6 protein-coding genes and 1 pseudogene are annotated in these 11793 nt (G+C 70.5%); 4 read left to right on the top strand and 3 right to left on the bottom strand.

Annotation, left to right across the window (positions count from 1 at the left end; translation table 11 throughout):
• Positions 1-10 precede the first annotated feature (10 nt).
• On the top strand, positions 11-5146 hold the full coding sequence (locus AQJ66_RS00075) for a DNA methyltransferase family protein (protein WP_061914459.1): 5136 nt from the start codon (positions 11-13) through the stop codon (positions 5144-5146).
• 54 nt (positions 5147-5200) lie between these two features.
• Here the strand turns inward: AQJ66_RS00075 and AQJ66_RS00070 are convergent, their stop codons facing one another.
• Both AQJ66_RS00070 and AQJ66_RS00065 read right to left on the bottom strand, forming a co-directional pair.
• Positions 5201-5398 (bottom strand): DUF397 domain-containing protein, encoded by a 198-nt coding sequence (locus AQJ66_RS00070; RefSeq protein ID WP_061914456.1) that lies wholly within the window; start codon positions 5396-5398, stop codon positions 5201-5203.
• Entirely contained in the window at positions 5395-6258 is an 864-nt protein-coding gene (locus tag AQJ66_RS00065) for a helix-turn-helix domain-containing protein (protein WP_061916522.1), read from the bottom strand. Before AQJ66_RS00065 ends, AQJ66_RS00070 begins: the two co-directional genes overlap by 4 nt.
• 210 nt (positions 6259-6468) lie before the next feature.
• Here AQJ66_RS00065 and AQJ66_RS00060 point away from each other — a divergent pair, with 210 nt between their 5' ends.
• The 3 genes from AQJ66_RS00060 (at position 6469) to AQJ66_RS00050 (ending at position 11348) form a co-directional block, all read left to right on the top strand.
• On the top strand, positions 6469-6915 hold the full coding sequence (locus AQJ66_RS00060) for an ATP-binding protein (RefSeq protein WP_244162695.1): 447 nt from the start codon (positions 6469-6471) through the stop codon (positions 6913-6915).
• Between the two features lie 99 nt (positions 6916-7014).
• A complete protein-coding gene (locus AQJ66_RS00055) occupies positions 7015-7440 on the top strand; it encodes an effector-associated constant component EACC1 (protein WP_061914451.1) in 426 nt (141 codons plus the stop codon).
• Positions 7441-7448: 8 nt separating this feature from the next.
• Positions 7449-11348 (top strand): caspase, EACC1-associated type, encoded by a 3900-nt coding sequence (locus tag AQJ66_RS00050; protein ID WP_061914448.1) that lies wholly within the window; start codon positions 7449-7451, stop codon positions 11346-11348.
• Positions 11349-11373: 25 nt separating this feature from the next.
• On the opposite strand, the pseudogene AQJ66_RS36755 reads toward AQJ66_RS00050, so the two are convergent.
• A pseudogene (locus AQJ66_RS36755) lies at positions 11374-11790 on the bottom strand (beta family protein); the annotation flags it as partial.
• Positions 11791-11793 lie beyond the last annotated feature (3 nt).

Raw genomic sequence — 11793 nt, 5'->3', positions numbered from 1 at the left:
AGAAGCTGCCATGACGTACGACTCCCTGGTCAACCGCGGCGACTACTTCTCGGCGCACTATCTGGCCGAGGTGCTGCCCAAGGACCTCAAGTCGGGCCTGCTCCAGGCATGGAAGGAACGCGAGGAGGCGGCGAAGCCGCCCGCCGGGGACGAGCGGGGCACGGAGGACGAGGCCCTCGCCATGCCGGCGCCCGGCGGCGGCGAACTGCCGGTGACGCCCCGGGCCGGTCTCCGGGCGCTGCGCCGCGACTACTTCCGGGCCCGGTCCTCCTTCGCCCTCCCCGAGGACGAGGACGGTATCCGCGTGGTCCGGGAACGCGACGAGGAGAAGGCGACCTACGGCGACCCGAAGTGGCGGGAGCGCGTACGGGCACTGAACGCCGAGGTACTGCGTGCCCTGGGCTATGACGCAAAGCCTCGCACCCTCACGGTCGTACGCGCGGGGCAGACCTACGAGGTCCCGGTCGCCCACGCCGAGAAGGGCCTGCTCGCGCTCGACTGCGGCTGGGCGGCCGAACCGGACGCCGCGGTCGACCCGAAGGGCCGGGGCCGGTTGCTGGAGCCGGTGCCCCTCGACGGTACGACTCCCGTGGAGACCGGCGACAAGCTGGCCAAGTTCCTGTTCGCCTGCGAAGAGCCGCCCCGGTACATCCTGCTGCTCGGCGGCGGCGTGCTCGTCCTCGCCGACCGCGCGGTGTGGGGCGAGGGCCGCTACCTCGGTGTCTCCCTGGACACGGCGCTCCAGCGCAACGACACCAGGGCGGGCGGCGAACTCGACACGGTAGCCGCGCTGTTCGGCGCGGACTCGCTGCGCACCCCGGAGGAGGGCGGCGAGAATCCGCTCTCCGAACTCGTCGGCAAGTCGGCCAAGCACGCGGTGGGTGTCTCCAGCGAGCTGCGCGACGGCCTGCGCAAGAGCGTCGAGCTGATCGCGGGCGAGGTACTGGAACGGCTGCGCGAGCAAGGCGTACGTCCGGAGGAGATCAAGGAACTCCCTGAATTGGGGCGCCAGTTGACCCGCGAGTCGCTGCGCTACCTCTACCGGATCCTGTTCCTCCTGTACGCCGAGGCCCGCCCCGAGCTCGGCATCCTGCCGGCCGACTACCCCGAGTACCAGCAGGGGTACGGGCTCGGCCGGCTCGGTGAGCTGATCGCCGACCGGGAGCCGGTCAGCGACACCGCACGCAACGGCTTCTACCTGTACGAGTCCCTGGACCTGCTCTTCCGCAAGGTCCAGGACGGGTACCGCCCGCGCCGCACCCACGGCGTCGACGCGAAGACCAGCGAGGACGTCGGCCTGCGCTTCGAGCCGCTGCACAGCAAGCTGTTCGAGCGGGACGCCATCCGGCTGATCGGCGCGAACAGCATCCTCGATCCGCGCCACGACTCCGACGAGGCCCTGGCCCGGGGCGAGTCCGTCCGCTACCTCGACACCCGGCTGCGCAACGCCACGCTCCACCAGGTGCTGCACAGCCTGATGATCACCCAGGGCAGGCGGGGCGAGCGCGGCGGCTTCATCTCGTACGCGCAGCTCGGCATCAACCAGCTCGGCGCGGTGTACGAGGGCCTGATGTCGTACAGCGGCTTCATCGCGGGCGAGGAGCTGTACGAGGTCGCGAAGGGCGGCGACCCGAAGGACGGCTCCTGGCTGGTCCCCAAGTCGAAGATCGACGAGTACCCGGACTCGGTGTTCGTACGACGCCGGGACAGGCACACGGGCGAGGACAGGCGGGTGAGCTACGCCCCGGGTTCGTTCGTGTACCGCCTCTCCGGCCGCGACCGGCAGACCTCCGCCTCGTACTACACGCCGGAGTCACTGACGAAGGTGACCGTGCAGCTCGCCCTCCAGCAGCTCCTCACCGACGAGACCGAGGCGAAGGAGCTGCTGAACTGGCGGATCTGCGAGCCGGCGCTCGGCTCCGGCGCGTTCCTCAACGAGGCGATCAACCAGGTCGCCGCCGAGTATCTGCGGCGCAGGCAGAGCGAGTTGGGGAGGTCGATCGACACCGAGCAGTACGCCGTCGAGCTCCAGAAGGCGAAGGCGTACATCGCGCTGCACAACTCGTACGGCGTCGACCTCAACGAGACGGCCGTGGAGCTGGCCGAGGTCTCCCTGTGGCTCAACACCATGCACCCCGGCATGGAGGCCCCCTGGTTCGGCCTGCACCTGCGACGCGGCAACTCCCTGATCGGCGGGCGGCGGGAGGTGTACTCGGCCGACCGTCTGAAGAAGGGCGGCTGGCTGGGAACCACTCCGGAGCGGTTCCCGTTGGCGGACGCGGTGGCGGGCGAGCGGTTGCCGGAAGGCGCGGTGCACCACTTCCTGCTGCCCGCGAAGGAGTGGGGCGCGGTCGCGGCCGAGAAGGAGGCGAAGGCACTCGCGCCGGAGGCGGCGAAGGCGCTGGGCGCCTGGCGGAAGGCGATCACCAAGTCGCCTACGGCGAAGCAGACGGCCCGGCTCCAGGGGCTGGCCCGGCGGGCCGAGTACCTGTGGGATCTGGTCGTACGGCGGCTGGAGCTGTCGGAGCGGGACATCTCCCGGCGGATCGAGGTGTGGGGCGCGGAGGGCGACTGGCTGCGGCGGCCGGAGGTCGCGGTGCAGCGGGACGAGGTGCTCGCCGACCTCGAGGCCGAGGACACCCCCTATTGGCGGCTGAAGACGCTCATGAACGCGTGGTGCGCGCTGTGGTTCTGGCCCGTGCAGAGCGCTGCGCTGCTGGACGGTACGGACGAGAAGTACGCGCGGGCCAAGGCGTTGGCGGAACGGGCGGCGGAGTTGGAGGCGGCGGGGGTTTCCGCGGCCGTCGAGGAGGACTCCGGGATCCTGCTGGCCTGGGAGGCGGACGCCCTGCCGGGGTTCGCGGCCGAGCCCCAGCAGATGACGCTGACGCGGGACTCGGTGTCCCGCCGCCGCACCGGGCGTCGCGCGGAGCAGGTCAAGGGGCAGCGCCGGGAGGTCATCGCGCTGGCCTCGCTGGAGGACTGGCTGGACTTCGCGGAGGCGCTGCTGGGGACGCAGGACGTGCCGAGTGAGTCGCTGGTGTCGACGTTCGAGACGCTGGACGACCTGTCGGTGTACGAGGACGAGCTGCCCGAGTGGATGGGCATGGACCGGTTCCAGGGGTTGGAGGACCGGTTCCTTTGGGCGGGTGTGGCGAAGGATGTGGCTGCGGCTCAGGGGTTCTTCCACTGGGAGCTGGAGTTCGCGCAGGTGTTTGCGCGGGGTGGGTTTGATTTGCAGGTGGGGAATCCGCCTTGGGTGAGGCCTCGGTGGCAGGAGGATTTGGTTCTGGCGGAATTGGATCCGTGGTTCGTGTTGGAGGAGAAGCCCAGCGTGGCGGCGTGGCGCCTCCGCAAGGACGAGGTGCTGGCTGCGCGTGTGGACGGCGAAGGTTTCCTCCTCAACGAGCTGGCCTCCCTTGCTGGATCAGTCGCCAATTTGGGCAGTCCGGCAACATATCCGCTCCTCGTGGGCACCCAAGGCGACCTCTACCGGGCCTTCATGAGTCGGGTATGGCAGCAGATCGCACCGTACGGCAGCGCAGGCATGATCCACCCAGACACCCACTTCGGCGGCGTACGCGAGGGTGCCATCCGAGCCGCCGCGTATCGGCATCTCCGAGTACACGCACACTTTGTAAACTCGGCGAACTGGGCGTTTGATGAAATCGACCGAGGCTGGGAATTTGGGCTACATGTCTACGGCGCACCGCAACAGCCTGACTTCTTGCATCTCAGCGAACTGCGCGGCGCCAACGTTCTGCCTGATTCACTGCTCCACGATGGACAAGGCGTGACGCCCGGCATCAAGCACAACGGTTCATGGGACATCCGGCCGCACCGCGAGCGCGTGGTACGCGTGGATAAGAACTTGCTGGCCAGCTGGCAGGCCCTAACCGGCTCGACGGGCGGCGCGGCACAAGCTCCTCTGCTGTACCCGGTCCTCGGAGCCGAGCAAGGGGCAATCGAGGCACTGGCCACCTACGGTAGCAGCTTGGCCGATTATCACCCGATGATCTCAAGCGGGTACCACGAAACTGGTGCCAAGAAGGAAGGGCTGATCCGTTGGGGCAACCAGGCCGTCCCCGAGCTCGCGGATGTAATCCTCCAAGGGCCGCACTTCGCATCGGCTCTTCCCTTCTCGAAAGAACCGAGGATCCCATGTCGGAACAACAGGGACTGGGACCCGCTCGTGCCGACTGAGTTGTCCGAGGCGTTTGTTCCCGTAGCCAACCTTGTGCGGGCTACCGACCGGGCGACGTATCTTGCACGCCAAGACAACTGGCTCGGGAGCCCGTTCACCACATACTTTCGGGTGGCTTGGCGTCGAATGATCCCTTTCAACACCAGCCGCAGTTTGCAGGCCGCCCTCATTCCGCCCGGCCCCGCCCATATCGACGGCGTGCACTCGATGGCGCTGGCGGACGAGCGTATGACCGTACTCAACGCTGGCTTTTGGGCGTCGCTGCCGCTCGACTACCTACTCCGTATCACCGGTCGCGCGGACCTCCGTGTCGCCGAGGCCCACAAAATGCCCGCCCCCGACCCGAAGCACCCTCTCGCTCCTGCCCTCATCCTCCGCGCCCTCCGCCTAAACGCTCTCACCATCCACTACACCCCCCTCTGGACGGAGCTGTTCGACCCTCGCTGGGCAGGCTACGAAGACTGGGCCAACCCCCACTGGCCTCGCCTGAAACCCCTCTCCGCCGGCCTCAAGTCAACCTGGGAGTACAACACCCCGCTCCGCACCGAGCACGAGCGCCGCGCCGCGCTCGTCGAGCTCGATGCCCTCGTAGCCGTCTGGCTCGGCATCACCGCCGATCAGCTCGCCGCGATCTTCAAGTCCCGCTACCCGCAGCTTTACGACTACGAGTCGGCGACCTACTTCGACGCAAGCGGCCGCAAGATCGCGGGCGACTTCAACACATACGGCCACGGCCAGACCAAGCAGGACTACCTCGATCTCCTCGCCCACTTGGAAGACCCGGAGCACACCCCGCCCCCGGAGGGCTACCAGGCCCCCTTCTACAAGGCCGACCGAGAGGCCGAGATGAGGGCCGCACACGCCCACTTCCAGGCCCGGCTGGACGCGGAGATCGCCGCCGGCCGTTGGACTCCGCCCGCCTGCGAAGCCGTACAGGCATAGCTGGCGCGCCCTGCCGGACAGGTCTGCCCCTGGCACCTGGCCAGGGGCAGAGCCCTACCTGACGGCGAAGCCGACAAACGCGGTCCACGCCTCCGCATCGACGGCGAGGCCACGGCGCGCTGTGTCCTTGGAGTCGCGTACGTGGACGACGTGAGGGCTGACGGCGACCTCTACACACTCTCCGCCCGAGCCCGTGCTGTAGCTGCTCTTGAACCAAGCCGATACACCGGCGGTGGACTTCTCAGCGTTCATTGTTCTCCCAGCAACTTCTCGACGAAGGTCAGTGATGCGCGCGGCGTGAGCGCTTGCGCCCTGAGGATGCCGTACTGCTCCTCGATCTCCCGGACCGCCCTGCGCTCCGTGTGCAAGCGGCTGTCCTTGTATCCCTCCACGTAAGCGATCCTGCGCCCGTCGCGGGTCTCGATCAAGGTGAAGGGGCCCTCAAGTCCAGCGTGCTCCTCCAATTCTGTTGGCAGCACCTGGATTTCGACGTTGCGGCGCTGGCCGTAGAGCATGAGGTGCTCCAACTGGCCCCGCATGGCTGTCCAACCCCCGAGCGGCCTCCGCAGCACCGATTCTTCGATGACGAAGCTGATGGTGGGCTGAGGCGTGCGGGCGAAGATCTCCTGCCTGGCGAGGCGCGCCACTACCCGCTCCTCGATGACGTTCTCCGACAGCAACGGCCGCCACATGGTGAACACCGCTCGCGCATACTCCTCGGTCTGGAGCAGCCCCGGCACAGCCTTCGTCGCGTACACGTGAAGCTCAACAGCCTCCCCTTCCAACCGCGCCGCATCCCGAAAGAACGCCGGATACTGCGCCCGAGCAACCTCCTCCTTCATCTCCTGGAGAACGCCACCCGCGTCCAGCACCTCGTCCGCCCGATCGATGAACTTCGGCGGCGGCACCCGGCGCCCCTGTTCGTACGCGGCGATGGTCGACACCGAGTAGCCCAGCATCGAACCGAACTCGGCCCGCTCCAGCCCCGCCCGTACCCGGAACCGCTTCAACTGGCGTCCGAAGACGCGAAGGATGCCCGAGCCGGCCCCCGCCTCCCGCTCTTCCTCCTCGACGCCGGAGCCCTGCTCGACCGGTCCCGCCGATTCACTCATGTCCCTCACCACCTCCCCGGCCAACGCAGCCCCGCATCGACCGTCACGCTCCGCCCCGCTTACACCCACACACCGGCCACGTACAGCGACCGCCCGTATGCGCGCCGTATCTCGTCACGGTAAAACCCCCACGTCAACGTGGACCACGTGAACAACGAAACTTCCCCCGCACCGGGTGTCCCTCGCCCCTGCCCCCTCCGCGAATTCGCGATGCGGTTCACGTCCTCCACACGCGGAGCCCGCCTCGCCCGGCGCCTCGTCTCGCACCGGTTGGACTCATGGGGGCACCCGTACACCGGTCACGCCAACGAGACCCTGACGCTGATCACTTCCGAGCTGGTCGCCAACGCCGTACGGCACGGGCATGTCTCCGGACGGGACTTCCACGTACGGCTGACGGAGACCGGCGGCAACCCGCGCACCCTGCGCGTCGAGGTCACCGACACCCGAACCGAACGCGTACCGCCACTCGCGCCCCAGGAGCCGCCCGGGAACGAGGAATCGGGGCGGGGCCTGCTCATCGTGGCGCGGCTGGCGTCGCGTTGGGCGGTCGCCCCGCGTGTCGACGGGCCCGGCAAGACCGTCTGGGCGGAGCTGTGGCTGCCGGCCGAGACGCCCGCACCGCCGCCGGTCAGCCGCTTTCCCGCCAACGCCTGACGGGTTTTCGGAAACTCGGGCGCCCGTTGTCAGTCCCCCCGGCTATCGTCGTCCGCCCATGCCTCCGCCAGGAGCGCGGCAGAACAAGGGGGACGCGCTGTGACCACCACGCCCGAGGAACGGACCGGGTACCGGATCGCCATCGTCGACGAGGACCCGCTGCGTGCCCGCAAGGAGGCGCGTGAGCTGCTCGCCGGGATCGTCGACGCCGACCCCGCCGCCGCCCTGGACGTTCCCCGAAAGGGCACCGCGGCCGGCGGGACGGACAAGGGCGGCCTCTCGGTCGACACCATCGGGGTGCTGATCGGCGCCGGTTCGCTGGTCGCGTCCGGGGTGCAGATCTGGCTGGCGCACGTGCCGCAGCGGACGATCGTCGTCCAGCGGCCGGACGGTGCGACGCTGCGCATCACCGGGAAGGAGGCCCGCGAGGACGACGAGCGGATCGAGCGCTTCCTCGCGGGCGGCGGAGACACGCCTCACCGCACGCACGACGAGGGGCTCGGCGACACCCCCACGGTGGGCTGAGCACGCGCATGACCGACAACGACCGGTTCGCCATGCTCGTCGGCGTGTCCACGTACGACAGCGACGCGTACCACGACCTGCCGCCCGTGCGCGCCGACCTGCACTACATGCGGGCGGTGCTGCAGAACACCGAGATCGGGATGTACAACGACTGCGCGATGGTCCCCGAACCGACCCGCGCGGAGATGCTGCACGCGATCGAGACGTTCCTGGAGGCGCGGCAGCCCAGCGAGACGGCCCTGCTGTACTTCAGCGGGCACGGGGAGTTCTGCGAGGACGACAACCAGCTGTACTTCCTGACCCGGGACACCGACCCGGACGATCTGCCGGGCACGGCGGTCCCGGCGGAGTTCCTGGAGCGGATGCTCCAGTCGTGCCGGGCCGCCTCGAAGCTGGTGCTGCTGGACTGCTGCTCCAGCGGCTCCGTCGTACAGGGGTGGACGTCGAAGGGGTCCGGGGAGGAGCCGGCACGGCCCGCGCCGAGCACCCTGCTGCGGCCGACCGGCGTGTACTTCATCACCGCCTCCGACGCCCTCCAGTCCGCGTCCGCGATGGCGCCGCCCGGGTCGAGCCTCGGCACGTCCCGGTTCACCGGGGAGATCGTGGAGGGGCTGCGCAACGGGCGGATCAAGGGCGGCGGCTGGATCACGCCGGACGACCTGTTCGACTACCTGACCGCGCAGATGGCGCGCGACGGCGTACCGGAGGAGCAGCGCCCCACCAAGTCGACGATCAGGGCCACGCGCAGCCTGCCCTTCGCCCGGTCGGTGGCACGCCCGGTGCACATCCCGGCGCTGCCCCGCGACGCGGCGGAGGCGGGCCGACGCTCCCCCGCGCTGCTGAAGGCCCGGGAGCTGGCCGCGCTGGACGCCCGGGACGGCGTCGACTGGCAGCGCCTGCTGCGGTACTACGCGCACTGCCTGACTTCCCAGGCGGCGGCCGGCATGCGGCCCGACCGGGACAGCGGGCGCGACTCGAAGTACTTCCTGCTGGGCCAGGGCGAGGAGACCATCCAGTCCGGACGGGGCTCCACCTTTCCCGCTCCGGGGAAGCTGCCCAGACCGCAGGGCAGGTCCGCCGGTGCGGACAGCCGTGACGCGGGGGCGCAGCAGGAGTACTGGTACGGCTATCCGGCGATCACCCTGCCGGTGCGGGACGGCGGGGCCCGGGGGCGCCGTACGGCGGTGGAGCTGGCGCCGCTGCTCATCCAGCAGATGGAACTCGCGCCGGACGAGCAGGGCCGGGACGTGCTCCGGCCCAGTGGTGTGCCGTCCCTGCACACCGGTGTCGTGGCGGAACTGCTGGACGCGGGTGACGCGGCCGACCTCGTCGCGCGGTGGCAGCCGTCCTGGCAGGAGGGCAACGACGCGCAGATGCTGCGCGCCGTACGGGAGTTGCTGGACGAGCTGGGGCTGCCGGAGCTGGAGCCGCTCGACCCGTCGGCGCTCAGCGAGCGGACGGTGATGCAGGCGCTGCGGCCCGGCGCGCACAACGCGGCCGTGCTGCTGGTGCCCTCGGGTGTGGAGGCCATCGCCACCCAGGCCCTGGTGGACAACCTGCTGCAGATGTCGACACGGACCGGTCAGATCCCGGGCACCGCCCTGGACGCGCTGCTGAGTGGTGGCGAGGGCGGTACGGACGGCGCTTCCAGCGACGTGGTGGCTCCTGGGCCGTGCAACGAGAGCCAGGAGTCGGTGATCTCCTCGGCCATGACACGGTCCCTGACCGTGGCGACCGGGCCGCCCGGGACGGGCAAGAGCGAGGTCGTCACCGCTGTCGTCACCACCTGTGTCGCCGCCGGGCAGTCCGTGCTCGTCGCCTCCACGAACAACGAGGCCGTGAACGTCGTGGCCGAGCGCTGCGACGACATCGCGCCGGGCCTGCTGATGCGGACCGGCAACGCCGAGGCGCTGGAGCGGGAGGCGGCGAAGCTGGAACGGCTGCTCGGCGAGCCCGCCGAGACCCCGCGACGCGGATCGGCCACCGTGGGCGGACAGTTGCGGAGCGCCCGCAAGACCGCCGACGGGCTGCGGGCGGAGGCCGCGCACCGCGTCGGTGAGGAGGTGCGGCTGCTGGAGCTGCTCCGGGAGCGGGCGGAGCGGGCGGCCGCGCTGGAGTTGCCGCTGCCGCTCCTGGAAGGTGTCTGGGCGGCGGTCGAGGACCGTGTGGCCGCGCTGGGGCGCTGGGAGGACAGGGCACGGAAGGCGGCCGGGGCTGGTTGGTGGCTGCTCGGTCCCTGGCGTCGGGGGCGGGCGCTGGCCGCGCTGGTCTCGGCGGTGGCCGGCGCCCCGGAGGGGGAGCGCCCGGACCGGCCGTCGTGGCCGGGGTGGGCTACCGGGCGGCCGGTGCGGGGCGGACTGCTGGAGTCGCTGGCGGACGCGGTGGCCGTGGAACGGGAGGTGCGGGAGCTCGTACCCCGGCACATGGGATGGGACGAGGACGGGCTGAGGCGGTCACGGCTGGAGGCGGCGGACACGCTCTCCGAACTGTCGGCGGAGTTGTCGCGGGCGGTTTCCGCCGAGGCGCTGGCGAGGGCACGCGGGCTCATGGGACAGCGGCTCCAGGCGCTCCGGGGCCGCTCGGGCTACCAGCGGAGCCAGAAGATCCTGATGACGCACATCAAGGGGTGGGCCGTGAGCACCCACTCGGTGCGGCAGCTCGAACTCGCCCCGCAGCTGTTCGACCTCGTCGTCATCGACGAGGCCAGCCAGTGCTCCATCCCCTCGGTTCTGCCGCTGCTGTTCCGGGCGCGCCGGGCACTGATCATCGGCGACCCGATGCAGCTCGCGCACATCCCCGGCGTGTCACCGCAGCAGGAACAGCAGGCGCGGGTCAGGGCCGGGCTGAGCGCGGCACAGCTGGAGGACCACCGGCTCACATACCACGTGTACTCCTCGTACCACGCGGCCGAGCAGCACGGCGACTCCGCGCTGCTCCTCGACGAGCACTACCGGTGCCACCCACGGATCGCCGACATCGTCAACGGGTACTGCTACGCGGGCCAGTTGCGGGTTCTCACCGACGTGCGGCAGCAGGTCCCGGCCCTCGACCCGGTGGGGGCGGCCGATCCGGCGCCGGTGCTGGGCTGGGTCGACGTACCGCACGGTGAGTCGGCGCGCGGCGGCGACGGGCGGTCCTGGCGCAACGCCGCCGAGGCGGAGGCCGTACGGCGGGTGGTGGACGAGCTGCTGGCGGGGCTGCCGCAGGACGCGACGGTGGGGGTGGTCACGCCGTTCCGGGCGCAGAAGGAGGCACTGGCGCGGGTGTGGCGCGACGACGACCGCGTGCGGGTCGGCACGGTGCACGCCTTCCAGGGCGGGCAGCGCGACGTCATGGTGCTGAGCCCGGTGGCCACACACAACACGCCGCCGAGGACGACGCACTGGGTCGCGAGTCAGGTCAATCTGTGGAACGTGGCGGTCACCCGGGCCAAGTCGCAGCTGATCACCGTGGGCGGTCACGCGTTCTGGCAGGGGCAGAGCGGTCTGCCGACCCTGCTCGCGGGACGCTCGGTGCCGCTGGGAGCGGACGCCGGCGAGGACGGCGGGCCGGTGTCCACGGCCTCCTCGGCGACCGGGTTCCGCGAGGAGCTCGCCGACCGGCTCCAGCAGTACCTCACCGAACGTGGCATCTTCGATCTGGAGCGTGCCGCGGTGGTCGGCGGGCACCCGGTGGATCTGCTGTTCACCGAGGCCGGGGAGAACACGGCGGTGCTGATCGACCCCGGCCCGCAGCCCGGCGGCGACCCGGCACGGCACCTGCGGCTCACCCACGCACGGGGCGACCTCCTGACCGGGCTGCCGTCCGGGGGCTACGGGGCGAAGGCGTGCCCGGTGGGCCGGACGGTACGGGTTCCGGCATGGCGGATCCTGGCGGGCGAGGAGGCGCTGGCGCCGCTGTTCGACTGAGCGTGCGGCTGCCGCCGGCCTCGGTGGTGGCTCCGTCCCACTCCCCCGGCATACGGACGCGGACACCGACTCCACACCCACAGCGGCGGGCGGTCTCCACCGCGGCCGTCTGCTGGGCCTCGCTCCGCTCGGGTCCGGTCACCGGGCGGAGCAGGCGGGAGAGCGCGGTGTGCTCGGCCAGGATCCCGGCGAGCGCCGGTATCTGCGCGGCCTCGGCGAACGGGGCGTCGATCCAGCCCGGATGGTGCCGGTGCGCGCCCCGCACCCGGCGCAGTTCCTTCTGCCAATGGGCCCCCTCCAACTCCGCCGGTGTCACCCCGGGAGAAGGCGGGAGGTTCCAAAGGGGCGCGACCGCCGCCTGCACGTCGGGCCTGAGTCGTTCGTAGGCGATCCGGGCGTGCTGCCGGACGGGCAGAACAGGAACGTAGAGCGGTTCGGACATCGC

This window comes from Streptomyces bungoensis (genome assembly GCF_001514215.1).
GTDB classification, from domain to species: Bacteria; Actinomycetota; Actinomycetes; order Streptomycetales; family Streptomycetaceae; genus Streptomyces; species Streptomyces bungoensis.
Note: the sequence above shows the minus strand (reverse complement) of the source record. Positions and strands in the feature narration are given on the sequence as shown.

Coding starts and splice junctions, on each gene's coding strand:
- AQJ66_RS00075 (WP_061914459.1), top strand. CDS start 11: ATGACGTACGACTCCCTGGTCAACCGCGGCGACTACTTCTCGGCGCAC.
- AQJ66_RS00070 (WP_061914456.1), bottom strand. CDS start 5,398: ATGAACGCTGAGAAGTCCACCGCCGGTGTATCGGCTTGGTTCAAGAGC.
- AQJ66_RS00065 (WP_061916522.1), bottom strand. CDS start 6,258: ATGAGTGAATCGGCGGGACCGGTCGAGCAGGGCTCCGGCGTCGAGGAG.
- AQJ66_RS00060 (WP_244162695.1), top strand. CDS start 6,469: ATGCGGTTCACGTCCTCCACACGCGGAGCCCGCCTCGCCCGGCGCCTC.
- AQJ66_RS00050 (WP_061914448.1), top strand. CDS start 7,449: ATGACCGACAACGACCGGTTCGCCATGCTCGTCGGCGTGTCCACGTAC.